Origin of the sequence: Kitasatospora sp. NPDC085879 (genome assembly GCF_040686255.1) — a bacterium.
Classification (GTDB): domain Bacteria; phylum Actinomycetota; class Actinomycetes; order Streptomycetales; family Streptomycetaceae; genus Kitasatospora.
Map to the genome: position 1 here is coordinate 16,885 of NZ_JBFBJZ010000004.1, position 24,241 is coordinate 41,125.

Sequence of the window (24,241 nt, forward strand, 5' to 3'; positions counted from 1 at the left end):
AGACACCACTCCAGAAAGACAAGACCCGTGGACATCTCCTTCGATCCCCAGCGGCACATCCGGAACATCTTCGACTCGCCCGAGGTCAAGCTCGTCGACTCCAACGGCCAGGTCCTGCCCGGCATCCTCGGCACCGTCGGTGCCGGGGAGCTGATCGAGGGCGGAACCGCGATCGGCGCGGACCGCCTCATCATGGAGTGCGGCGCCAGGTTCGAGCTGCACACCCACCCCGGCGCGCACATCCTCTACGTGCTCGGCTCCCGCGGCTACATCCACATCGACGGCGTCGACTACGAGATGGGCCAGGGCGACACCGTCTTCGTCCCCGCCAACTACGCGCACGGGGTGAAGACCAACCTGCACGTGCCCGAGCCGCTGGAGATCCTCGCCTTCGGCGTCCCGCACATGCCGCTGGAGTCCGCCGAGCGCATGACGCTGGTGGAGGAGTGACCGCCCCCGACCGGCCCGGCGCCGACGAGGCGCTGGCCGCCGTGCTCGCCACGGTGCGCAGCCAACTGCCGGACTCCGCCGACCCGTCGGCGGAGATCGACCCCGACGCGCCGCTCGACGGGCTCGGCTTCGACTCGCTCCGGACGGTCCGGCTGCTCGTCGAGGTCGAGGAGGCGCTGGGCGTCGAGTTCCCGCCCGACCTGGTCACCGCCGAGACCTTCCGCACCGCCCGGACACTCGCCGACGCCGTCCTCGACGTCCGCACCGCCCGCTGACCAGGACCGCCGCCCGCCCGCCGGCCCCGAACGAGGAACACCCCATGCCCGACGGCCACCCGGCCCACACCGACCCCGTCCACCGCTACGAGGGCCTCCCGTTCCGGGCCGGCACACCACGCCGTGCCACTGTGCTGGACCACCTGGACCACTGGGCGGCCACCCGGGGCGGCGACCCGTACCTCACCGCCGTCGCCGCCGACGGCGGCACCACCGTACTGACCTACCGGGAACTCGACCGGTACAGCCGACGGCTCGCCCACTGGGTGCTCACCGAGGCCGCGGCCCCGGGCGAAGCGGTCGGGCTGATGCCCGTCAACGACGCCGAGTCCGTTGTCGCGATCTACGCCCTGCTCCGGGCGGGCTGCCCGGCGCTGATGCTCAACCCGGCCGATCCGGCGGCCCGGCTGGCGCAGCAGACCGAGGCACTCGGTGTCCGGACGGTGCTGCACGGCGCGAACGCCGACCGCGGCGGCCTCCCCGGGGCCCGTCGGCTGCCCGACCCGCGCCGGCTGCCCGACCCGCCCGCGACCGGCAGCCCGGAGCCGGCGGCCGGCCCCGGCGCGGACGCGCTGTACTTCGGCACCTCCGGATCCACCGCGGCGTCCAAGCTGGTCGCCCAGACCCACGCCAACGCGGTCGCCAACGCCGAGGCGCTCCGCCGTCTCCACGGCCTCGGCCCGGGGGACACCTTCCTCGGCTGCCTGCCGATCCACCACGTCAACGGCGTCCACTTCACGCTCTTCGGCACACTCGCCGCCGGCGCCCACGCCGTCCTCGCCGAACGCTTCAGCCCGTTCGGGTACCCGAAGCTGCTGACCGCGTACCGCCCGCGGGTGGCCAGTGTCGTGCCGAGCGTCCTGGACGCGCTGACCGAGACCTGGCGCAGCCCCCGGCTGCCCGCGGAGTTCCGCTACTTCGTCTCCGCGGCGGCACCGCTCTCCGCGGAGACCGCCAGGGCCGTGCACGACCGGCTCGGCGCCCGCGTCCTGCAGGGGTACGGGCTGACCGAGACCACAAACTTCTCCACGACACTGCCGGCAGGCCTCTCCGACGACGCCTACCGGCGGTTCGTGCTCGACACCGACATCCCGTCCGTCGGTGCCGCCGTGCACGGCAACGAGGTGGCCGTCCTGCTGCCCGACGGCAGCCCCGCCGCACCCGGACAAACCGGTGAGGTCTGCATGCGCGGCCACAACGTCATGGCCCGCTACGCCAACAACGAGGAGGCCACCGCCGAGGCCTTCCGGGACGGCTGGTTCCACTCCCAGGACCTGGGCCGCGCCGTCGTCGACGAGGAGACCGGCCGGACGGTGTTCGTCCTCACCGGGCGGACCAAGAACACCGCCAAGGTCCGCGGCGAGACGGTGTCGCTGGAGGAGATGGAGCGTGTCCTGCGGGCACTGCCCGGGGTGCGCGACGCCGCCTGCGCCGCCCTCCCCGACCGGCTGCTCGGGGAGACGATCTCGGCGGCGGTCTGCGCGGAGCCCGATCTCACCGACCCGGCGCTGCGGGCGCACCTGCTCCGGCACTTCGCCGAGGCGGTCGTCCCGACCCGCATCCTGCGCGTCGACCGGGTGCCCCGCACGGCCACCGGCAAGATCCTCCGCCCCGAACTCAGGGAGCTGCTGTCCCGGCGGCCCTGACGGTGTGCGGCAGCCGCCCGCCGTACCAGATCTCCAGCAGACGGGCCGCCAGCGAGACCGCGGGCGGCAGCAGGAGCTGGCCAGAGGCGGCCCCGGCGCGGACCTCCGCACGGGAGAACCAGCGGGCCTCGGCGATCTCCTCGCCGTCGACCGCGATCTCCGTCGACACGGCGCGGGCCAGGAAACCGAGCATCAGGCTGGACGGGAACGGCCAGGGCTGGCTGGCCACGAACTCGACCGCGCCGACCGCCACCCCCGTCTCCTCCGCGGCCTCGCGGACGACGGCGTGCTCGGCCGACTCGGCCGCCTCGACGAAACCCGCCGGGATCGAGAAGCGGCCCGCCGGCCAGCCCGCCCGGCGGGTGAGCAGCGCCCGGTCCCGGTCGTCGGTGACCAGCATGATCACGGACGGATCGGTCCGCGGGTGGTGCTCCGCCGCACAGGACGGACAGCGCCGCAGATGGCCCGCCCAGGCCGCCGTTGTCGGGCCGCCGCAGTTCGGGCAGAAGCGGTGCGTGCGGTGCCAGTGCTCCAGCGCCACGGCGTGCGCCAGCAGGCCCGCCTCGGCGGGCGGCAGCAGCCCGGCCGCGTCCCGGAGCCCGGCGCCGCGCACCCCCGCGTCCGCCCGGTCGGGCAGCGCGTCGCGGCGCACCGCGAAGCGGCCCGCGCCCTGCTCGTCGGTGCCCAGGAAGTAGCGGTCGGCCTCGTCCGCGGCGAGGTCGCCGGGCGGCAGCGGGACGAGCCGCGCCCCGCCGTCCGGGAGGTCCCGCACCTCGGCGAGGCCGCCGCTGACCGCGAAGACGAGGGTGGCCGGGTGCCGCCACGCGGCGGCCAGCCACTGCTCGTCCAGGCGGTGCCGGGCCGCCCGGTCCGCGGGGTGCGCGAGCGGCAGGGGCTGTGCGGTGGTGCCGGTCCGGGTCATGGCTGTGCCGCTTCCGTCGTCCGTGCGGTGGGTTCCCCCGGGCCCGCGGGCGGGCCCGGGGGAGTGGGTCAGGCGGCGGCCACGCGCTCCGCGGCGGCGTCCAGACGGGCCAGCACGCGCTCGCGGCCGAGCAGCTCCATCGACTCGAACAGCGGCAGGCCGACGGTGCGGCCGGTGACGGCCACTCGGATCGGGGCCTGGGCCTTGCCGAGCTTCAGGCCGTGCTCCGAGCCGACCTTCTCCAGCACGGACTTGAGGTCCTCGGCCGCCCAGGGCGCCGAGGCGAGCGCCGCCCGGACGTCCCGCAGCAGCTCCTCGGCGCCCGCCTTCATCGCCTTGGCCCACGAGGCCTCGTCGGCGACCGGCTCGTCGAGGAAGAGGAAGTCCACCTGCGCGGTGATCTCCGAGAGCACGGCGATCCGGGTCTGCGCGAGCGGCGCGACCCGCGCGAAGACGGCGGAGTCGAAGGCCTCCGGCCGCCACGGCGCGTGCGGGGCGGCCAGCCACGGTGCGCAGGCCTCGGTGAACCGCTCCGGGCTCAGCGCCCGGATGTAGTCGCCGTTGAACGCCGTCAGCTTCTTGATGTCGAAGAACGCCGAGGAGCTGTTGACGTTCTCCACGCGGAACAGCTGCTGCAGCTCCTCGAACGGCAGGATCTCCCGGTCGTCGCCCGGCGCCCAGCCCAGCAGCATCAGGTAGTTGACCATCGCCTCGGGCAGGAAGCCCTCGGCCAGGTAGTCCTCCAGCGCCACCTTGTCGCGGCGCTTGGAGAGCTTCTGCCGCTTCTCGTTCACGATCACCGGCAGGTGCGCCCAGACCGGCGGCTGCGCGCCGAGCGCCTCCCAGAGCAGCTGCTGCTTGGGCGTGTTGGAGAGGTGCTCCTCGCCGCGGACCACCTGGGTGACGCCCTCGTCCAGGTCGTCGACCACGTTGGCGAGCAGGAAGACCGGGGTGCCGTCGCCGCGGGCGATGACGAAGTCCTCGATCGCGCTGTTCGGGAAGGCCGGCTCGCCGCGGATCAGGTCCACGACCACGGTCTCGCCCTCGTCCGGGGTGCGGAAGCGCATCGCCCGGCCCGGCTCCCAGTCGAGGCCGCGCTCGCGGCAGAAGCCGTCGTAGCCCAACTGCTGCGAGCCGGTGCGCTCCTGGACCTGCTCGCGGGTGCAGTCGCAGTAGTAGGCCCGGCCGGCCCCGTGCAGCTGACCGGCGGCCTCGCGGTGCCGGTCGGCGTTGTGCGACTGGAAGTAGGGGCCCTCGAAGGCGGGGTCGGACTCGTTGATGCCGATCGCGGAGAGGGCGTTGACGATCCCGTCGATCCACTCGGGCTTGTTGCGCGCCGCATCGGTGTCTTCGATGCGCAGGACGAAGGTGCCGCCGGACTGTCGCGCCACAGCCCAGTTGTAGAGGGCGGAACGAGCGCCGCCGACGTGGAACATGCCGGTCGGGGACGGTGCGAAACGGACGCGAACAGCGGGAGCAGACATGCCGCACAGCCTACCGAGCCCGGGCCCGTCCCCGCGCCGTGCGGACGCCGCGCCCGCGCCGCGCCGCGGGGCCGGGCACCCGCCGCCGCGGTCATCGCAGCAGCGGGACGACCCGGTCCGCGAACAGCTCCACCGTCCGCCAGTCCACCGGCGGGCGCGCCCCCAGCACGAAGTCCCGCACCCCCATGTCCAGGTAGGGCTGCAGCCGCTCCGCGCACTGTTCGGGGGTGCCGAAGACGAGGTACTCCGGCCAGACCGGGGAGTCCGGCGGCAGGATCCGCGCCAGCGCCTCGCGGCGGGCCGGCAGCTCCCGCTCGTCCTCGACGAGCAGGGCGCGGAAGGTCACGGACTTCCGGACGTCCCGCGGGTCGCGGCCGACGTCCGCGCAGTGCCGGGCGAGGACGTCCAGCTTGTGCCGGTACACCTCGGGGGTGGCGGCGAGCGTGTTCCAGATGTCCGCGTGCTCGGCGACGATGCGCAGCATCCGCCGCTCGCCCTCGCCGCCGATCACCAGCGGCAGCCGGCTCTGCAGCGGCTTCGGCTCGACGTGGGCGCCGGTCAGCCGGAAGTGCTTGCCGGTGAAGTCGGTGCCCTTCTCGGTCCACAGCCGCCGCATGATCTCGCAGGACTCGGTGAGCATGTCCAGGCGCTCCCCGGCGGACGGGAATGGGATGCCGTACTGCTCGTAGCCGAGGTCGGCGCCGGCCGCGCCGACGCCGAACTCCAGTCGGCCGCCGGAGACGTGGTCCAGGGTGGCGGCGATGTTCGCGGCCATCGCGGGGTGGCGCCAGGTGACCGCGGAGACCAGCAGCGCGCACCGGATCCGGCTGGTCCGGGCGGCCAGCGCCGCCAGCACGGTGGTGCCCTCGAAGCAGGGGCCGTCCGGTCCGCCGATGGGCGGCCGCAGGTGGTCGAAGAGCGACACCCAGTCGTAGCCGAGCTCCTCCGCCCGCTGCCACAGCTCCAGCATGTCGTCGAAGGACGAGTACTGCTGGCCCGAGTGGACCCCGAAGCGGACGGTGTCACCGTGTATCTGCATGCCGAATTCCTGCTCTTCTCTCGGGTGCGGCGCGCGGCCGCAGGCCGCTCCGGAGGAGGTGGTTCCGGGGGCGGGCGGAGTCAGGTGGACGAGTGCCGCGGCGGCCCGCGTCCCGAGCCGATCGGGCGTCAGAAGCCGGGCGGGCGGCGGCCGGTTCAGCATAGAGGAGCCCCCCGGCGCCGCGTCGGCGTTCCGTGCGGGTACGGCCGGTACCGGGGCGCCCGGCGGCCGACGCGCCGGGGCGGCGCGGACGCCGTCCGGCCGCTCGCGGCCCGTCCACTAGGATGGCGGGGTGACCGATGACACTCAGCAGACCCCCGACCGCGGGGCGATCAGCCACCCCGAACTGCCGACCGCCTATGCCCCGGCCGAGGTAGAGGGCGTGCTGTACGAGCGCTGGGTGGAGCGCGGTTACTTCACGGCGGACGCGAAGAGCGACAAGCCGCCCTTCACCGTCGTCATCCCGCCGCCGAACGTCACCGGCAGCCTGCACCTCGGCCACGCCTTCGAGCACACGCTGATCGACGCCCTGGTGCGCCGCAAGCGGATGCAGGGCTTCGAGGCGCTCTGGCAGCCGGGCATGGACCACGCCGGTATCGCCACCCAGAACGTGGTCGAGCGCGAGCTGGCCAAGGAGGGCAAGTCCCGCCACGACCTGGGCCGGGAGGCCTTCGTCGAGCGGGTCTGGCAGTGGAAGGCGGAGTCCGGCGGCCAGATCTCCGGCCAGATGCGCCGCCTCGGCGACGGCGTGGACTGGGCGCGCGAGCGTTTCACCATGGACGAGGGCCTCTCGCAGGCCGTCCAGACGATCTTCAAGCGGCTCTACGACGACGAGCTGATCTACCGGGCCGAGCGGATCATCAACTGGTGCCCGCGCTGCCTGACGGCCATCTCGGACATCGAGGTGGAGTACCAGGACGACGACGGCGAGCTGGTCTCGATCCGCTACGGCGAGGGCAAGGACTCGATCGTCGTCGCGACCACCCGCGCCGAGACGATGCTCGGCGACACCGCGGTGGCCGTCCACCCGGAGGACGAGCGCTACAAGCACCTCATCGGCCGCACCATCAAGCTGCCGCTGACGGACCGTGAGATCCCGGTCGTCGCCGACGAGCACGTCGACCCGGAGTTCGGCACCGGCGCCGTCAAGGTGACGCCGGCCCACGACCCGAACGACTTCGAGATCGGCCGCCGCCACGACCTGCCGTCGATCGCGGTGATGGACGAGCACGCCGTGATCACCGTGCACGGCCCCTTCCAGGGCCTGGACCGGCTGGAGGCGCGTTCGGCGATCGTCGGCGCGCTGCGCGCCGAGGGCCGGATCGTCGCCGAGAAGCGCCCGTACGTCCACTCCGTCGGCCACTGCTCGCGCTGCAAGACCACGATCGAGCCGCGGCTGTCCATGCAGTGGTGGGTCAAGGTCGGCCCGCTCGCCCAGGCGGCCGGCGACGCCGTCCGCGACGGCCGGGTGAACATCCACCCGAAGGAGATGGAGAAGCGCTACTTCGACTGGGTCGACAACCTGCACGACTGGTGCATCTCGCGCCAGCTCTGGTGGGGCCACCGCATCCCGGTCTGGTACGGCCCGGACGGCGAGGTCGTCTGCGTGGGCCCGGACGAGCAGCCGCCGACCGGCGAGGGCTGGCACCAGGACACCGACGTGCTGGACACCTGGTTCTCCTCCGGCCTGTGGCCGTTCTCCACCCTCGGCTGGCCCGAGCAGACCGACAGCCTGGCGAAGTTCTACCCGAACTCCGTCCTGGTGACCGGCTACGACATCCTCTTCTTCTGGGTCGCCCGGATGATGATGTTCGGCCTCTACGCGATGGACGGCACCCCGCCGTTCCACACCATCGCGCTGCACGGCATGGTCCGTGACCAGAACGGCAAGAAGATGTCGAAGTCCTTCGGCAACGTGGTCAACCCGCTGGACTGGATGGACAAGTACGGCTCCGACGCGCTGCGGTTCACCCTCGCGCGCGGCGCCAACCCGGGCGTCGACGTGCCGATCGGCGAGGACTGGGTCCAGGCGTCCCGCAACTTCGCCAACAAGATCTGGAACGCCACCCGCTTCGCGCTGATGAACGGCGCCACCGTCGAGGGCCCGCTGCCCGCACCCGAGCAGCTCACCGCGGCGGACCGCTGGATCCTCTCCCGGCTCGGCGAGACGGTCGCCGAGGTGGACGGGCTGTACGAGGACTACCAGTTCGCCAAGCTCTCCGAGGCGCTGTTCCACTTCGCCTGGGACGAGGTCTTCGACTGGTACGTCGAGCTCTCCAAGACCACCCTCGCGGAGGGCGGCGCCTCGGCCGACGCCACCCGCCGGGTGCTCGGCGAGGTGCTGGACGTCACCCTGCGGCTGCTGCACCCGGTCGTGCCGTTCGTCACCGAGACGCTCTGGACCTCGCTCACCGGCCGCGAGTCGGTGGTCGTCGCCGAGTGGCCGGCGGACGGCGGCTTCCGTGACGCCGCCGCCGAGGCCGAGATCGCCACGCTCCAGCAGGTGGTGACCGAGGTCCGCCGGTTCCGCGCCGACCAGGGCCTCAAGCCCGGCCAGCGGGTCCCGGCCCGGCTGGACCTGGCGGGCACCCCGCTGGTGGCGCACGAGGCGGCGATCCGCTCGCTGCTGCGGCTGACCGAGCCCGGCGACGGCTTCACCGCCACCGCCTCGCTGCCGGTCGCCGGCGCCACCGTCGCGCTGGACCTCTCCGGTGCGATCGACGTCGCCGCCGAGCGCAAGCGCCTGCAGAAGGACCTCGCCGCCGCCGAGAAGGAGAAGGCGCAGACCACCGGCAAGCTCGGCAACGAGGCCTTCCTCGCGAAGGCCCCGGACGAGGTGGTCGCCAAGATCCGCGGCCGCCAGGAGGCCGCGGAGGCCGACATCGCCCGGATCACCGCCCAGCTGGCCGGCCTGCCCCAGGCCTGACCGGCCGCCCCGGCACCGACGGAGGGCCGCACCCGCGCGACGGGTGCGGCCCTCCGCACGTTCATCGGGCGGCGGCGACCCGGGTGCGCCGGGCCAGCCACTTGCCGACCTCCCAGAGCAGCAGCAGCGCCAGGGCCGCCAGCAGGGCCCAGCCGAACTGCTGGACGCTGATCCGGGAGGTGCCGAGGATCCGGCGGAAGCCGTCCATCTGGGTGACCATCACGGCCAGCACGAACTCGCCGAGGGCCGCCCAGTTCATCTGCTTGCTGTCGAAGGTGCTGGTGGTGAACACCGAGGCGGTCTCGGAGCGGCACTCGAAGGCCGCGACGATCAGGCAGAGCGAGAACGCGGTGAAGGCGATCGAGCTGCCGGTCTGCACATCGCCGTAGTGCGACTGCCCGAGCTTGATCAGTGAGAGCAGCGCCACGGTGATGGCGAGTCCGCTCAGCCCCACCGTCACCATGACCGGCCGGGTCAGCACCGACTCGCCGCGCGGCCGCGGCGTCCGCCGCATCAGGCCCGGGCTCTCCTGGTCGAAGCCGAGCGCGAAGCCGAACGGCGCGTTCACCACGAAGTGGATCCACAGCACCTGCGGCGGCGGGAAGGGCTCCCCGCTGGCGATGTTGAAGATCGTGGCGCCGAGGAAGGTCAGCACGAAGGCGACCAGCAGCAGGAGCACGAAGCGGATGTACTTGGTGAGGTTGTCGTAGAGCTTCCGGCCCTCCGCCACCGCGTAGACGATGGTGGCGAAGTTGTCGTCGGAGAGGATCATCCGGCTGGCGTTCTTGGCCACGTCGGTGCCGCTGCCCATGGCGATGCCGATGTCGGCGGCCTTGATCGCCGGCGCGTCGTTGACGCCGTCGCCGGTCATCGCGACGACGTCGCCCTTCTTCTTCAGCGTGTTCGCCAGCAGCACCTTGTGCTCGGGCGCGACCCGGCCGACCACCCCGATCGAGTCGATCCGCTCCAGCTGCTCCTGCTCGGACATCGCGGCGAAGTCGGCGCCGAGCAGCGCCTCGCCCTCGATCCCCAGCTGCCGGGCGATGGCCGCACCGGTGGTGACGTCGTCGCCGGTCACCATGCGGACCCGGATGTGGGCGGCCTGCGCCTCGGCGACCGCGGCCTTCGACTCCTCGCGCGGCGGGTCCACCATGCCGACCAGGCTGGTCATCTGAAGACCGGTGACCAGGGCGAGCAGGTCGCCGTCCGGGTCGAAGTGCGCCGGGTCGATGTCGCGGACGGCGGCGGCCATCACCCGGCGGCCCTCGCCGCCCATCCGCTCGGTGGCCTCCTGGGCGCGCCGGGCGAGCTCGCCGTCCCAGGGGATGCTGGTGCCGTCCGAGAGCGCGGTGGCGGCGCGGTCCATCACGGCCGGGGCGGCGCCCTTGACGAAGCAGCGGACGACCGGCCGGCCCATCATGTCCACCGCCGAGTTGAAGGTGGCCATCAGCTTGTAGCCGGGGTCGAACGGCAGCGTCGCCAGCCGCGGGTAGCGCTCCCGGGTGGCCTCGATGTCCAGCCCCGCCTTGTGCCCGAGCACGAGCAGCGCACCCTCGGTGGGGTCGCCCACCACCCGGCCGTCCACCAGCTTGGCGTCGCTGGCCACCAGGTAGGGCAGCACGGCGTCCTCGATGCCGGCCGAGGAGCCCACCGCGTGGTGGATCCGGCCCTCCAGGCCGTACCCGGTGCCGGAGACGGTGTAGCGGTCGGTCGGGCTGAGCACCTCGACCGCCGTCATCTGGTTCATCGTCAGGGTGCCGGTCTTGTCGGAGTTGATCGCCGAGGTGAAGCCCAGGGTCTCGACCGAGGGCAGCTCCTTCACGATCGCGTGCCGCTTCGCCAGGTTGAGGCTGCCGACCGAGAGGATCACCTGGGAGACCGTGGGCAGCGCCTCCGGGATGGCCGCGATGGCCAGCGAGACCGCGCTGACGAACAGGGCGTCCCAGGCCTGGTCGCGGCTGCGGCCGAGGGCGAACATCACCACCATGGTCAGACCGGCCGCACCGGCGATCCACAGGGTGAGGGTGTTGAGCTCCCGGTCGAGCGGCGACTGCTCCTTCTCGGTGGCCGAGAGCAGACCGGAGATCTTGCCGAGCTCCGTCCCGCTGCCGGTGCCGGTGACGACCAGCAGCCCGCTGCCGTGCGTCACCGGAGTGTTCATGAAGGCCATGTTCGACTGCTCGCCGGGCGCGAGCCGCTCACCGGTCAGCGTCCCCACGTCCTTGACCGCCGGGACGCTCTCGCCGGTGAGCGCCGACTCGTCGATCTGCAGCGCGCTGGCCTGGACGATCCGCCCGTCGGCCGGCACCTGGTCACCGGCCGCGATCAGCACGATGTCCCCGACCACCAGGTGCTCGGCGGGGATCTCCGACTCGGTGCCGTCCCGGCGCACCCGCGCGGTGGCCTTCATCATCGACTTCAGCGCGTTCATCGCGCTCTCGGCCTTGCCCTGCTGGCGCAGGCCGACCACGGAGTTCAGCAGCGTCAGCAGGATCAGCAGGATCGCGGTGCTCCACTGCTTGATCGCCAGCGAGACCACGGCGGCGGCCACCAGGATGATCTGCATGTAGCTGCGGTACTCGTCGAGGAACCGCAGCCAGGTCGGCTTCGGCTTCTCCTCGGGCAGTGCGTTGGGGCCGTCCGCGGCGAGCCGCTCGGCCGCCCGGGCCGCGGTCAGACCGGTGGCCGGGTCCACCGCGAACGCCGCCAGCACCTCCGCGGGGGGCCGTGTGTACCAGCTCGGCGCGGGCGCATCCGCCGCCGGATCCACCTGCTGGGTCATCGGTTCCCCTTCTTCTTCCGGCCCTTGCCCGTCCCGTGCTTCGCCTCGTACGGGTCGGCCTCGGCACCGGCCGGGGCCTCGGCCTCCAGGTCGCGCCGGACCTCCCGCAGCTGCTCGCGGGCCTCGGCGCCGACCGTCGGGTACTGCGGGTCGATCCCGGCCAGGGTGTGCACCAGCACCGCCGCCGCGCAGATCCGCGCGAACCACTTGCGGTCGGCCGGCACCACGTACCAGGGCGCCCACCTGGTGCTGGTGGCGGAGAGCATCTCGGAGAAGGCCCGCTGGTAGTCGTCCCAGTAGTGTCGTTCGCGGACGTCGGCCGCGGAGAACTTCCAGTTCTTCTCGGGCAGGTCGATCCGCTTGAGGAAGCGGATCCGCTGCTCCTCCTTCGAGAGGTTGAGGAAGATCTTGACCACCTTGAAGCCGTTGTCGGTGAGGTGGCGCTCCCAGCGGTTGATCTCCCGGTAGCGGCGATCCCAGACGTCCGGCCCGCGGGAGGCCTTCGGCAGCCGCTGCCGTTCCAGGTTCTCCGGGTGCACCCGCACCACGAGGACCTCCTCGTAGTGCGAGCGGTTGAAGATCCCGATCTCGCCGCGGCCGGGCAGCCGGCAGGCGTACCGCCACAGGTAGTCGTGGTCGAGCTCTTCGGCGGAGGGCACCTTGAAGCTGCTCACCTTGACGCCCTGCGGGTTCACCCCGCTCATGACGTGGCGGATGGTGCCGTCCTTGCCGCCGGCGTCGAGCGCCTGGAGGCAGAGCAGCACGCCGTAGGTGTCCTGGGCGGCGAGGCGGTCCTGGTACTCGGCGAGCAGTTCCACGCCGGTGCGCAGCAGCTCGGCGCCGTCCCGCTTCTTCAGCCGGGCCCGGTAGCGCGGGTCGAAGTCGCGGGCGAGGTCGACGTGCGATCCCGGCTTCACCCGCAGCGGCGCAATGAACCGCGCGATTGTCTCGGTCCGGTCGTCCGCCATGCCCGGGACCCTTTCGCCGGCCCGCCTCGGGCGGAGGCGGGAGTCACCTGCCACGCTCCGCCCGGGGCCCGGGTGCGGCAATCGGGGTACGGCCGTTCGGGCCGGGGTCAGGAGGTGCCGTGGGCGGGCGACTTCCGGGCCGCGTCGGGGATCGGCGAGTCCTCGCGCAGGGCCTGCCAGAGCTGCCGGTCCTGGGGCTCCGCGGGGACGACCCGGTTGGGGTCGATGCGGTCGTAGCCGACCGGCAGCATCAGGGTGTCGGTGGCGTTGCTGCGTAGGCCGCGCATGCTCCGGGCGAAGATGGCGAGACCGGTCAGCGAACCGAGGTCGGAGTCGGTGGTCAGGGCCTTGGAGGACACCCCGAACAACGGGGGGAGCCGCGGCCACCACCGGGAGTTGGGCGATGCCGACCCGGCCCACTGCCCCGGCTACGGCGACCGGACGGCCGACGGGCCGCCCGGTCGCCGCCCGCCGTGCGGCGGCCGGGCCGAGATCGACATGATCTTCGTCCGCGAGGACCGGATCGCCGGACCGTACGGTGCGGAGGCGATCGACGCACCCGCCGACTGCCAGGGCCTGAAGGCCTGTTCCGACCACCGGATGCTGGTCGGTGCGGTGACCGTCCGCCCGTGACACGGCGGCCGGCGGCCGTCATCCCGTGTCGGGAGCAGTGCCCTGCCGGGCGGCGCGGTGCAGCAGCAGGGCGGCCGCCAGGCCGCCGGCGAGGACGGCTGCGGCGCCGACCAGCTGGGCCGTGCGGGAGGCCTCGGTGAAGGCGTCCAGGACGGCGGCCCGGTCGGCCTCGGTGCGGGTGGCGGCGAGGGCGGCGGGGACGGAGGCCGCGGCCGGCAGGACGGCGGTCAGCCGGGCGTTCATCACCGCGCCCAGCGCCGCGACGCCGAGGCTGCTGCCTACCTCGGCCATGGCGCCGTCGATGCCGGCGCCGGCGCCCGCCCGGTCCTGCGGGATCGCGCCCACGACCGCCTCCACGATGGCCGGGTTGGCGATCGCGCAGCCGGTGCCCATCAGCACCAGGCCGCCGAGCAGCGGCCCGTAGCCGTCGGAGGCGTACGCGGCGACGGTGAAGCCGGCCGCGAGCACCGCCATGCCGAGGGCGATGGAGCGCGGCGTGCCGAGGCGGACGATCAGCCGGGCGGTGAGGCCGCTGAAGTTGAGGGCGACCACGGCGAGGGCGAACGGGGCCATCCGCAGCCCGGCCTCCAGCGGCGGGTAGCCGTGCACGAACTGCAGCTGCTGGGTGAGCAGGAAGAGCACCCCGGTGCTGCCGAGGGTGATCAGTACGACGCCGGTGACGGCGCCGACGAACCGCCGGTTCCGGAAGAAGGCCGGATCGAGCATCGGGTGGGCCGTCCGCCGCTCCCACAGGGTGAAGGCGGCGAGCAGCAGCAGGCCGGCCGGGGCCGACAGCAGCACGTGCGCCGAACGCCAGCCGTGCTCGGGCCCCGAGACCACGGCGTAGACCGCGGCGGTCATGCCGGCGGTGGAGAGCAGCGCGCCGGGCAGGTCGGGCGGCCCGCCGCCGGGCGCCCGGGACTCGGGGACGAGCGCCCGGGCGGTCACCAGGCCGAGAAGGACCACCGGGACGTTGACCAGGAAGACCGCGCCCCAGGCGAAGTGGGCCAGCAGCAGGCCGCCGACCGGCGGGCCGGCCGCGAAGCCGAGCGCGCTGACGGCGCTCCAGGCGGCGATCGCCCTGGTGCGTTCCCCGGCGTCGAAGATCTGCAGCACCACGGCGAGCGTGGTGGTCGTCAGCAGGGCGCCGCCGATCCCCATGCCGGCCCGGGCGGCGATCAGCTGCCCGGTGGTGGTGGAGAGCCCGGCGGCGAGCGAGCCGAGGCCGAACAGGGCGAGCCCGGTGAGCAGCAGCCGCCGCCGGCCGTACCGGTCGGCGGCGCTGCCGGCGGCGAGCAGCAGCCCGGCCTGGACGAGCGAGTAGGCGTTGACGATCCACTGGATGTCGGCGGTGTCCGCGCCGAGCTCCCGGCCGAGGGTCGGGACGGCCACGTTCAGCACGGTGTTGTCGAGCACCACGACGAGCTGGGCGAGGCAGATCACCGCGAGGGCCGGCCACCGGCCGGGCAGCCGGTCCTCGCGGGCGGACTCCACCGGTGCGGTGGCGGCCGTCACCGGGGCACGGGGGCGAAGCGGGCGATCGGGTTGGCCAGGGTGCCGACCAGTTGGAGCGCCGCGGACGGGTCGGCCAGGTCGACCATCTGCCGGTTGTTCCGCAGCTGCAGCCGGTTCAGGCAGGACAGCGCGAACTCGGGGGCGAACAGGTCGTACTGCTCGAACCGCTCCGCGAGGTGCGGCACCGAGTCGCGGTAGTCGGCGACGCACGCGGCGACCGTCCGCCAGAAGCCGTCCTCGTCGAGGACGCCCTCCTCGGCGAGGATCGCGGCGAGGTAGCGGAAGAAGCAGTCGAAGACGTCCGTGAAGATCGACAGCAGCTTCACGTCGTCCGGCACCTCGGCCCGGACGCGCCGGACGGCGGGCGGCAGCACCGCGCTGCCGTCCATGACGACGATCTCCTCCGCGATGTCCTTGAACACCGCCCGCCGGACGGCGCCGCCGTCCAGGACCAGGATGGTGTTCTCGCCGTGCGGCATGAACGCCAGGTCGTAGGCGTAGAAGCTGTGCAGCAGCGGGGTCAGGTAGGCGTCCAGGTAGCGGCGCAGCCACACCTCGGGGGCGAGGCCGGACCGCGCGACCAGGGCGGCGGCCAGCGAGCGGCCGGCGCGGTCGGTGTGCAGCAGGGCGGCCATCGTCATCAGCCGCTCGCCGGGGGCGAGCGCGGGGACGGGGCTCTCCCGCCAGAGCGCGGCGAGCATCTTGCGGTAGGGCGAGTACCGGTCGGTGGCCGCCTCGTACTGGCGGTGCCGGTAGCCGATGGCGGCGTGCTCGCGGATGATCGTCAGGCCGGTGCCGCGCAGCACCTCGTCGTCCGCGATCAGCTCGGCCAGCCAGTCGTTGATCGCCGGGGTGGCCTCCATGTAGGCCGCCGAGAGGCCGCGCATGAAGCCCATGTTGAGCACCGAGATGGCCGTCTTGACGTAGTGCCGGGACGGGTCGGTGGTGTTGAAGAAGGTGCGGATGGACTGCTGCGCGAGGTACTCGTCGTCGCCCTCGCCGAGGCAGACCAGCCGCTGCCGGGCGACCTCGCCGGCGAAGGTGACCGACAGCTTGTTCCACCACTGCCAGGGGTGCACCGGCAGCAGGTGGTAGTCCGCGAGGGCGAGGCCGCGGCCGGCCATCGCGGCGGCGAACCGGGCCAGGGTGGCCGGGGCGAGCTCCTGGCGGATCAGCGTGTCGTAGTCGGTGTCCGCGCAGGAGGTGAAGACCGAGTGGTCGCGGTGCGCGGCCAGCCAGACCAGCCGCACCGGGGAGGCGGCCTCCGGGGCGTACCGGTGGAACTCGTGGACGCCGAAGCCGATCCGGCCGTTGTTGGCGACGAAGCCGGGGTGGCCCTCGGTCATGCCGGTCTCGACGGTCTGGAAGTCCGCCTCGGCGAGCTCCTCGGCGCCGAGGGCGGGCCGGCCGAGCTTGTACGCGGTGCCGGCCAGGGTGGAGGAGATCTCCTCCAGGTAGACCGGCAGCACCTCGTCGGTCAGACCGAGGGCGGCGCGCAGCTCGATGCAGAAGTCCAGTGCGTCGACCGGGAGTTCCTCGTCCTCCCGGTGCCGGGTGACCGACTCGGCGGGGATCTGCCAGTGGTCGAGGGCGCGCAGCCGGGCGGCGAACCGGTACTCCACCGAGCCGTCGTCGCTGCGGACGGCGTACCGGCCGTCGGGCAGCGGCTCGGGGGTGAGCAGCCGCTCGTGGGCGAACTCGGCGAGGGCCTTGCGGACGAGCTGCCGGTTGGCCTGCGCCCAGGCGTCCGGCGTCAGGTGGGCGACGGCGTCGGCGGGCATCATGCGGCGGCTCCTGCGAGGGCGTTCTCGAACCGGGCGCGGGTGCAGACGCTGAGCAGCGCCTCCTTCTCCGGCTTGGTGATCGGGCCGACCACCTCGAAGCCGACCGCGGCGTTCAGGGCGTGGACGGCGGTGTTGCGGACGTCGGGCTCGACGACGACGCGGCGGGCGGCCGGGTCGTCGAGGACGAAGGCCATCACGGTGGTGATGACGGCCCGGGTGAAACCGTGCACCGGGGTGTCCGTGGGCGCGCACAGGAAGTGCATGCCGACGTCACCCGGCTCGGCGTCGTACAGGCCGACGAGCTCCAGCCGCGCCGGGTCGTAGCGCTCGACCAGGAAGGCCGGGCTGCCGTCGACCAGGCCGATGTACGCGTCGTGGTACGGGTGTTCGGTGATCCGCCGGTACTCCTCGCGGACGGTGTCAACGGTGGCGTCCTGCATCATCCAGAACGAGGCCTTGGGGTGGGTGACCCAGGCGTGCAGCAGGGCGGCGTCGGCGTCCGGGTCGAGCGGGCGGACGGTGAACTCGCCGAGGGCGTCGGTGCGGGTGAAGAGCGTCATGCGAGGGCGCCCTCCGGCGCGCCGAACTCCTGGAAGGCGATGGACTTCTCGATCGGGTAGACCTCGCGGCCGGCCAGCTCGCGGACGATCCACGAGTTGCGGTACGGGCCCATGCCGAGGTCGGGGGAGGTGATGCTGTGGGTGTGGGTGCCGCCGTTCTGCAGGAAGACCCCGCGCCCGGTGGTGTCGATGCTGTAGTTGCGGGCGACGTCGAAGCGGCCGCGGCCGTCCCAGCGGATCCGGTCCCGGATCGGTTCCAGGAAGGCCGGCGGGGTGTACTTGTAGCCGGTCGCCAGCACCAGGCCCTCGGTGGTGAGGCTGAAGTCCCGCTGCTGCTCGGCGTGGTGCAGGCCCAGCGTGTAGGTGCCCAGCGTCTCGTCGTACGAGGCGCTGCGCAGCGCGGAGTTGGTGAGCAGCCTGGTCGGGACGGGCCCCTTGACGCTCTTCTGGTAGAGCAGGTCGTAGATGCCGTTGATGAGGTCCGCGTCGATGCCCTTGAACAGGCCCTTCTGCTCGGACTCCAGCCGGTAGCGGGTCTCCTCCGGGAGGCCGTGGAAGTAGTCCACGTACTCGGGGGAGGTCATCTCCAGGGTGAGTTTGGTGTACTCCAGCGGGAAGAACCGCGGCGAGCGGGTCACCCAGTCGAGGCGGTAGCCGTGCACGTCGGTCTCGGCGAGCAGGTCGTAGTAGATCTCGGCGGCGCTCTGGCCGCTGCCGACGACGGTGATGCTGCGCTTCCTCTGGAGGGCCTGCTTGGCGTCCAGGTAGCCGGAGTTGTGCACCAGATCGCCACCGATGCCCCGGCAGGTCTCCGGGATGTACGGCGGGGTGCCGGTGCCGAGCACCAGGTGCCGGGCGCGGTGCCGGACCTCGCCCCCGGCGGTGGCGGAGACCACCGTGTACAGGCCGTCGGCCTCGTCGTACTCGACCCGGCTCACGGTGTGCCCGAACCGGACGCTGCGCAGCTTGGCGGCGGCCCAGCGGCAGTACTCGTTGTACTCGCTGCGCACCGGGTAGAACGTCTCCCGGATGTAGAACGGGTACAGCCGGCCGGACTCCTTCAGGTAGTTGAGGAAGGAGTAGGGCGAGGTCGGGTCGGCGAGCGTCACCAGGTCGGCCATGAACGGCGTCTGCAGCGTGGCGAAGTCGAGCAGCATCCCGGGGTGCCAGTCGAAGTCGGACTTGCTCTCCAGGAACACGCCGTCGAGGCCGTCGATCGGCTCGGTGAGGCAGGCGAGGCCCAGGTTGTAGGGGCCCAGCCCGATCGCGACGAAGTCGTGGGTGGACATGCTTCTCCCGTGGTGCGGAGGGGCGGGCAGGATCAGACCGCGGCGGGGCAGAGTTCGGGGGCGGCAACCCGGTCGTTGACGTACCGGCCGGCGTGCTCGGCGAGGAGGTCGAGGACGTGCGCGATGTCGTCCAGCGTGGTCTCCGGGTTGAGCAGGGTGAACTTGAGGTAGTGGGCGCCGTCGACCTTGGTGCCGGCGACGACGGCCTCGCCGGAGGCGGCGAGTGCCTCGCGGGCGTACAGGTTGGCCTCGTCGGCGAGTTCGCGGGGCGGGCCGGCGGGCGGCAGCCAGCGGAAGACGACGGTGGACAGCTGCGACTTGGTGACGACCTCGAAGCGCGGGTCCTCGGTGAGCATCTCCCAGGCCGCGGCGGCCCGGTCGACGACCTCGTCGAAGAGCAGGCCGATCGCGTCGGCGCCCATGATGCGCAGGGTCAGCCAGAGCTTGAGGGCGTCGAAGCGGCGGGTGGTCTGGATGCTCTTGTCGACCTGGTTGGGGATCCGCCGCTCGGCCATCCGGGCCGGGTTGAGGTAGTCCGCGTAGTAGGTGGCGTGCCGCAGCACGGCGCTGTCACGGACCAGCACGGCCGAGGAACTCACCGGCTGGAAGAAGGACTTGTGGTAGTCGACGGTGACGGAGTCGGCCCGCTCGATGCCGTCCAGCAGGTGCCGGCGGGTGGGGGAGGCGAGCAGGCCGCAGCCGTAGGCGGCGTCCACGTGCATCCAGGTGCCCGCGGCGGCGCAGAGGCCGGCGATCTCGGGCAGCGGGTCGATGGAGCCGAAGTCGGTGGTGCCGGCGGTGGCGACGACGGCCATCACGGTCAGGCCCTCGGCCGTGCAGCGGGCGAGTTCCCGGGCGAGCGCCTCGGGCTTCATCCGGCGGCCGCGGTCGGTCTCCACGGAGATCACGGCGTCCATGCCGAGGCCGAGCAGCTCGGCGGACTTCTTGACGCTGAAGTGGCTGGCCTCGGAGGCGATGATCCGCAGCTTCGGCAGCAGCTCGTGCTTGGCCGGCGGGGTGTCGGCGGCGGCCGCGAGGGCGGCGCAGGCCTCCTCGCGGGCGAGCAGCAGGGCCTGGAAGTTGGACTGGGTGCCGCCGCTGGTGAAGACGCCGTCGGCGTCCGGGCCGAGGCCGATCCGCTCGGTCGTCCAGTCGATCAGGCGGCGCTCGATGAGGGTGCCGCCGGCGCTCTGGTCCCAGGTGTCCAGCGAGGAGTTGACGGCGGTGAGGACGGCCTCGCCGAGCAGGGCGGGGATCACCACCGGGCAGTTGAGGTGGGCCAGGTACCGCGGGTGGTGGAAGTACACGGCGTCGCGGAGGTAGACGTCCTCCAGCTCGGCGAGCGCCTCGGCCGGGTCGCCGAGCGGGCGCTCGAGGTCGATGCCGGATATCTCCGGGGCCAGCCGGTCCGGGGTCGTCCCGGTGAACGGGCGGGTGGTGGCGGCGATCTTCGCGGTGACGGTGTCGACACCGGCCCGCAGCGACTCGCGGTAGGCCTCCAGCGTCCGCTCGTTGAACAGGTGTGATCTGGCGTCATCCAGGGTGGCGGTACTGCCTGCCGACGGCTCGACGGTGTGGCCCCGGAAACTCATGGTCAGTCCTCAACGGTTGCGGACGGGGTGGCGTAACTTAGGTTAGCCTATCCTAAGTTCTACTCATGCGCGACGGCCCGCCCCCGGGTCTCGGGGAACGGGCCGTCGGTGCTGTTCGATTGAGGGTGCGTCGGGCTGTGCCGGGGTCAGTCCTCGTCGGGTACCGCGCCGGACGCCGCCTCCAGGCGCAGCTGCTCCTCGGAGGCGCCGCGCCGCCAGTAGCCGGCGAAGGTCACCGAGGCCTTGTCCATGCCGCGCTCGCCGACCAGGTGCCGGCGCAGTGCCCGGATGCTCCCGGACTCGCCGGCGATCCAGGCGTACGGGGTGCCCCCGGGCAGGTCGGCCGCCCGGACGGCGTCCAGCAGCGGGGTCGCCCCGCTCTCCCGGACCAGCCAGGTGATCTCCACCTCGGGCCCGACCGTCAGGTCCTGGATGTCCGCGGCGTGCGGGACCTCGATCCACACCCGGGTCCGGGTGGTCGGCGGCAGCCAGTCCAGGATCCCGCCGGCGGCGGGCAGCGCCGTCTCGTCCGCGGCGACCAGCACCCAGTCGGTGCCGGTCGGCGGCCGGAAGCAGACACTGCGGTTGTCCTCGACCGCCGGGCCGAGCAGGACCACCCGGTCGCCCGGCGCGGCCTTCGCCGCCCAGGAGGCCGCCGGGCCCGCGGCACCGGGCGAGTCGGGTCCGTGCAGCCCGTGCAGCACGAAGTCGACGTCCAGTTCGTCCGGGTCGCGGCGCTGCTCGCGGATCGTGTACGAGCGCATCACCGCCCGGACGTCCTCGTCCAGCGCCCGCCAGGCGCCGAACCAGTCCTCGCCCGCCTCGACCGGCAGCACCGGGGCGTCCTGCCCGGGGTGCGGCAGGAAGAGCGAGAAGCTCTGGTCCCGGCCGCCCGAGGCGAAGCCCGTCAACCGCCCGCCGCCGAAGGTGACCCGCAGCATCGTGGGCCCCAGCCGGAGGGTGCGGACCACCTCGGCCTCGAAGAACCCGTACTGCGCCGCTGTTCCGGAAGCGCTGGCCATGACGGCGTCAGCTCACCTTCTTGGCGTTGCGGATGGCCTTGGCGAGGTTCTCCAGCAGCGGCGCGGCACCCGCGTACGAGAAGCGCGGCACGGCGTCCCAGCCGACGACCTGGCCGGCCTTGACGGCGGGCAGCCGGCCCCAGGCCGGCTTGGCGGCCAGGTCCTTGGGCTGCAGCGCGGTCGAGCGGTTGTCCAGCAGGAGCAGGTCGGCGGGGAACTTGCCCGCGTTCTCCCAGCTGAGCGCCTCGAAGTAGTCGCCGGCCTCCAGCTTGGTCGGCACCACGATGTCGACGCCGAGCTCGACGAAGTACATCAGGTCGGTGGAGACCTTCGGGTTGGAGACGTAGAACACGTCGGCGCTGCCCGAACAGGCCATCACCTTGATGCCGCCGCTGGCCTTGGCGGCCTGCCGCAGCTCCTCGGCGGCCTTCTCGAAGCGGGCCTCGGCGTCGGTGACCTTCGGCGCCTTCAGGTCCGCGCCGAGCGACTCGGCGAGCGCGGCGTACCGCTCGATCGGCTTGGTCATCGGGACGCGGGCGGTGGTGATCGCGACGCTCGGGGCGAGCTGCAGGATCTTGTCCTTGCTCTCGTCCGGCACGTACCAGAGCGCGTCCGGGTCGTACATGTGCGTCACCAGCAGATCGGGGCGCAGGGCCGCGTACTTCTCGACGCTGAACTCGCCCCAGACGTTGCCGAGGATCTCGACCTTGTCGACCTTCAGGTCGCCGGCCGTCGGGTCCGCCTTGCCGTCGGCGGTCTTGGTCTCGCCGAAGACGCCGACGATCTGCCGGTCGAGGCCGAAGTCCACCAGGGCGGCCGCGGTGCCGGTGTACGCCACGACCCGCTTCGGCGCGGACCTGGCGGTGACCTCCTTCTTGCGGTCGTCGGTGAACGACCAGGGGCCGGCGCCGGTGGGCTTCGCGGAGGAGCCCGACGCGCCGTCGGATCCCGAACCGCCGCTGCTGCCGCAGGCGGCGAGCACGGCACCGAGCGCGGTGGCGCCACCGGCGGCCAGCAGGCCGCGACGGGAGAGGGAGACGGCAGTTCTGGAACGCGGCATGACGGTGTCTCTCTCGGTTCGAAGGTGTGCGCCGCAGGCAGGGACTGGCAGCGGACCCGCGGCGGGAATTAGGTTAACCTAACCTAAGTCTTTGTCCAGAGGGGGTCCCGGAATCCGGTCTCCCGCCAGCGCCGGAGCACCACCCGTGTCTCTCACCAAGCCGCAACAGGCCCAAGGGGGTTCGGCCGAACCCGCCGACCTCCGACGACGCCCGCCCGGCGCCCGCACCGCGCTGCGCGCCGCCGGACTCCTCGCCGCCCTGCTCGTCCTGCTCGCCGTCCTCGCCCTCAGCATCGGCGTCGGCGCCAAGCAGCTCTCCATCGGCGAGGTCTGGCACGGCCTCGTCGACAGCCACTCCGACTCCTTCACCGTCGTCCACGAGATGCGACTGCCCCGCACGCTGCTCGGCCTCCTCGTCGGCACCGCCCTCGGCCTCGCCGGCGGCGTCATGCAGGCCCTGACCCGCAATCCGCTCGCCGACCCCGGCCTGCTCGGCATCAACGCCGGCGCCTCCGCCGCCGTCGTCTCCGCCGGCACCTTCCTCGGCGTCGCCACCTTCGACGGCTACGTCTGGTTCGCCCTCGCCGGCACCGCCGCCGTGTCCGTCCTCGTCTACGCCGTCGGCGGCGGCCGCGGCGCCACCCCCGCCCGGCTCGCCCTCGCCGGATCCGCCCTCAACGCCACCCTCTTCAGCTACGTCAGCGCCGTCATGCTGCTCGACACCGGCGCCCTGGAGAAGATGCGCTTCTGGACGGTCGGCTCGCTCGCCGGCGCCCAGCACGGCACCGTGCTCAAGGTGCTGCCCTTCATCGCCGTCGGCCTGGTGCTCGCCCTCGCCCTCGCCCGGCCGCTCAACGTCATGGCGCTCGGCGACGACTCCGCCCGCGCCCTCGGCGCCCGGCCCGCACTGATCCGCGCCGCCGCCATCACCGCCGTCACCCTGCTCTGCGGCGCCGCCACCGCCGCCTGCGGGCCGATCGTCTTCGTCGGCCTGATGGTGCCGCACTTCGTCCGCGCCCTCACCGGCCCCGACCTGCGCTGGCTCTTCCCCTACTGCGCCGTCCTCGCGCCCGTGCTGCTGCTCGGCGCCGACGTCCTCGGCCGCGTCCTCGGCCGCCCCGGCGAACTGCAGGTCGGCATCGTCACCGCCGTGCTCGGCGGCCCCTTCTTCCTGTACTTCGCACGCCGCGGAAAGGTGGCCCGGGCATGAGCACCCTCCGAATCGGCGCCGCGGTCTCCGTCCGCTACCGGCCCCGCGCCCTGCTGGTCGGCACCACCGCCCTGCTGATCGCCCTCGCCGTCGGCGTCCTCGCCCTCGGCAGCGGCGACTACCCGATGAGCCCCGCCGACGTGCTGCGCACCCTCACCGGCGGCGGAAGTCCCGCCGAGGACTTCATCGTCAACGAGCTGCGGCTGCCCCGGGTCGCCACCGCCCTGCTGGTCGGCGCCGCCCTCGCCCTCGCCGGCGCGCTCTTCCAGTCCCTCGTCCGCAACCCGCTCGGCAGCCCCGACATCCTCGGCTTCACCCAGGGCGCCGGCGCCGGCGCCCTGCTCGTCGTCCTCGCCGGCGGCAGCAGCCTCGCCCTGGCCGGCGGCGCGATCGCCGGCGGCATCGCCACCGGCGCCGCCATCTACGCCCTCGCCCGGCGGCAGGGCCTCCACGGCAGCCGACTCGTCCTCGTCGGCATCGGCACCGCCGCCATCCTCACCGGCGTCAACGGCTACCTGCTGACCCGCACCCAGCTCATGGACGCCGCCCGCGCCATGCTCTGGCTCACCGGCAGCCTCGACGGCCGCGGCTGGCGCGACGCCGTCCCGCTGCTGATCGCCCTCGCCGTCCTCGGCCCCGCCGTGCTCCTGGGCGCCGGCCGCGCACTGCGGATGCTGGAGATGGGCGACGACGCCGCCAGCGGCCTCGGCATCCGGGTCGAACGCGTCCGGCTCGCCCTGCTCGCCACCGCCGTCCTGCTCGCCTCGCTCGCCGCGGCCGCCGCCGGCCCGGTCAACTTCGTCGCGCTCACCGCACCGCAGCTGGCCAGGCGGCTCACCCGCGCCCCCGGCCCCAACCTGCTCGCCGCGATGTGCACCGGCGCCGCCCTGCTCGTCACCGCCGACTTCATCGCCCAGCGCGCCTTCACCGGCCACCAGCTGCCGGTCGGCGTGGTCACCGGCGTCCTCGGCGGCGGCTACCTGGTCTGGCTCCTCGCCACCGAGCGCAGGGCGGGCCGGATGTGAGTACCGGACCCGACCCCCGCACCAGACCCACGCCCCGAACCAGACCCACGCCCCGGAAC

19 protein-coding genes and 1 pseudogene are annotated in these 24,241 nt (G+C 73.0%); 7 read left to right on the forward strand and 13 right to left on the reverse strand.

What is annotated here, in order from left to right; all coding sequences use genetic code 11:
• Positions 1–27: 27 nt before the first annotated feature.
• Genes AB0P35_RS04595 through AB0P35_RS04605 form a run of 3 tightly spaced genes read left to right on the forward strand, consistent with a single transcriptional unit; the run spans position 28 to position 2,371 of the window.
• Positions 28–450: a cupin domain-containing protein gene (locus AB0P35_RS04595; protein WP_363506412.1), complete on the forward strand. Its 423-nt coding sequence runs from the start codon at positions 28–30 to the stop codon at positions 448–450.
• On the forward strand, positions 447–725 hold the full coding sequence (locus AB0P35_RS04600) for an acyl carrier protein (RefSeq protein ID WP_095874146.1): 279 nt from the start codon (positions 447–449) through the stop codon (positions 723–725). Before AB0P35_RS04595 ends, AB0P35_RS04600 begins: the two co-directional genes overlap by 4 nt.
• Before the next feature lie 44 nt (positions 726–769).
• Positions 770–2,371 carry a class I adenylate-forming enzyme family protein gene (locus AB0P35_RS04605; RefSeq protein ID WP_363506416.1) on the forward strand — a complete coding sequence of 534 codons (1,602 nt, stop codon included), beginning with the start codon at positions 770–772 and terminating at the stop codon, positions 2,369–2,371.
• On the opposite strand, the gene nudC is transcribed toward AB0P35_RS04605, so the two are convergent.
• From nudC to AB0P35_RS04620, 3 genes are all read right to left on the reverse strand, one after another.
• Positions 2,343–3,293: an NAD(+) diphosphatase gene (gene nudC, locus AB0P35_RS04610; RefSeq protein WP_363506419.1), complete on the reverse strand. Its 951-nt coding sequence runs from the start codon at positions 3,291–3,293 to the stop codon at positions 2,343–2,345. The genes AB0P35_RS04605 and nudC overlap by 29 nt on opposite strands.
• Before the next feature lie 68 nt (positions 3,294–3,361).
• Positions 3,362–4,729, reverse strand: a complete 1,368-nt coding sequence (gene gltX, locus AB0P35_RS04615; RefSeq protein WP_363506891.1) for a glutamate--tRNA ligase — start codon at positions 4,727–4,729, stop codon at positions 3,362–3,364.
• Positions 4,730–4,868: 139 nt separating this feature from the next.
• On the reverse strand, positions 4,869–5,816 hold the full coding sequence (locus AB0P35_RS04620) for a TIGR03560 family F420-dependent LLM class oxidoreductase (RefSeq protein WP_363506422.1): 948 nt from the start codon (positions 5,814–5,816) through the stop codon (positions 4,869–4,871).
• Positions 5,817–6,108: 292 nt separating this feature from the next.
• On the opposite strand from AB0P35_RS04620, the gene AB0P35_RS04625 reads away from it, so the two are divergent.
• Positions 6,109–8,742, forward strand: coding sequence for a valine--tRNA ligase (locus AB0P35_RS04625; RefSeq protein WP_363506425.1), 2,634 nt, complete (start codon positions 6,109–6,111; stop codon positions 8,740–8,742).
• 61 nt (positions 8,743–8,803) lie between these two features.
• Here the strand turns inward: AB0P35_RS04625 and AB0P35_RS04630 are convergent, their stop codons facing one another.
• The 3 genes and pseudogenes from AB0P35_RS04630 to AB0P35_RS04640 form a co-directional block, all read right to left on the reverse strand.
• Positions 8,804–11,524 carry an HAD-IC family P-type ATPase gene (locus tag AB0P35_RS04630; RefSeq protein WP_363506428.1) on the reverse strand — a complete coding sequence of 907 codons (2,721 nt, stop codon included), beginning with the start codon at positions 11,522–11,524 and terminating at the stop codon, positions 8,804–8,806.
• Positions 11,521–12,492: a polyphosphate kinase 2 family protein gene (locus AB0P35_RS04635; RefSeq protein WP_363506431.1), complete on the reverse strand. Its 972-nt coding sequence runs from the start codon at positions 12,490–12,492 to the stop codon at positions 11,521–11,523. The genes AB0P35_RS04630 and AB0P35_RS04635 overlap by 4 nt, the downstream gene beginning before the upstream one ends.
• Before the next feature lie 107 nt (positions 12,493–12,599).
• A pseudogene (locus AB0P35_RS04640) lies at positions 12,600–12,848 on the reverse strand (LytR family transcriptional regulator); the annotation flags it as partial.
• Here AB0P35_RS04640 and AB0P35_RS04645 point away from each other — a divergent pair.
• A complete protein-coding gene (locus AB0P35_RS04645; protein WP_363506434.1) occupies positions 12,841–13,125 on the forward strand; it encodes a hypothetical protein in 285 nt (94 codons plus the stop codon). The pseudogene AB0P35_RS04640 and the gene AB0P35_RS04645 overlap by 8 nt on opposite strands.
• A gap of 18 nt (positions 13,126–13,143) precedes the next feature.
• Here AB0P35_RS04645 and AB0P35_RS04650 read toward each other — a convergent pair whose 3' ends face one another.
• From AB0P35_RS04650 to AB0P35_RS04680, 7 genes are all read right to left on the reverse strand, one after another.
• Positions 13,144–14,619, reverse strand: coding sequence for an MFS transporter (locus tag AB0P35_RS04650; protein WP_363506894.1), 1,476 nt, complete (start codon positions 14,617–14,619; stop codon positions 13,144–13,146).
• 17 nt (positions 14,620–14,636) lie between these two features.
• Positions 14,637–16,424 (reverse strand): IucA/IucC family siderophore biosynthesis protein, encoded by a 1,788-nt coding sequence (locus tag AB0P35_RS04655; protein WP_363506437.1) that lies wholly within the window; start codon positions 16,422–16,424, stop codon positions 14,637–14,639.
• A complete protein-coding gene (locus AB0P35_RS04660; RefSeq protein WP_363506440.1) occupies positions 16,421–16,984 on the reverse strand; it encodes a GNAT family N-acetyltransferase in 564 nt (187 codons plus the stop codon). The genes AB0P35_RS04655 and AB0P35_RS04660 overlap by 4 nt, the downstream gene beginning before the upstream one ends.
• A complete protein-coding gene (locus AB0P35_RS04665; protein WP_363506443.1) occupies positions 16,981–18,273 on the reverse strand; it encodes a SidA/IucD/PvdA family monooxygenase in 1,293 nt (430 codons plus the stop codon). Before AB0P35_RS04665 ends, AB0P35_RS04660 begins: the two co-directional genes overlap by 4 nt.
• 32 nt (positions 18,274–18,305) lie before the next feature.
• Complete coding sequence (locus AB0P35_RS04670) at positions 18,306–19,865, reverse strand: aspartate aminotransferase family protein (protein ID WP_363506446.1); 1,560 nt, start codon at positions 19,863–19,865, stop codon at positions 18,306–18,308.
• Positions 19,866–20,011: 146 nt separating this feature from the next.
• Complete coding sequence (locus AB0P35_RS04675) at positions 20,012–20,887, reverse strand: siderophore-interacting protein (RefSeq protein WP_363506449.1); 876 nt, start codon at positions 20,885–20,887, stop codon at positions 20,012–20,014.
• Between the two features lie 7 nt (positions 20,888–20,894).
• A complete protein-coding gene (locus AB0P35_RS04680; protein WP_363506452.1) occupies positions 20,895–21,947 on the reverse strand; it encodes an ABC transporter substrate-binding protein in 1,053 nt (350 codons plus the stop codon).
• Positions 21,948–22,179: 232 nt separating this feature from the next.
• On the opposite strand from AB0P35_RS04680, the gene AB0P35_RS04685 reads away from it, so the two are divergent.
• Both AB0P35_RS04685 and AB0P35_RS04690 read left to right on the forward strand, forming a co-directional pair.
• Positions 22,180–23,157 carry an iron chelate uptake ABC transporter family permease subunit gene (locus AB0P35_RS04685; RefSeq protein WP_363506897.1) on the forward strand — a complete coding sequence of 326 codons (978 nt, stop codon included), beginning with the start codon at positions 22,180–22,182 and terminating at the stop codon, positions 23,155–23,157.
• On the forward strand, positions 23,154–24,182 hold the full coding sequence (locus AB0P35_RS04690) for an iron chelate uptake ABC transporter family permease subunit (protein WP_363506455.1): 1,029 nt from the start codon (positions 23,154–23,156) through the stop codon (positions 24,180–24,182). The genes AB0P35_RS04685 and AB0P35_RS04690 overlap by 4 nt, the downstream gene beginning before the upstream one ends.
• The last annotated feature ends 59 nt before the right edge of the window (positions 24,183–24,241 follow it).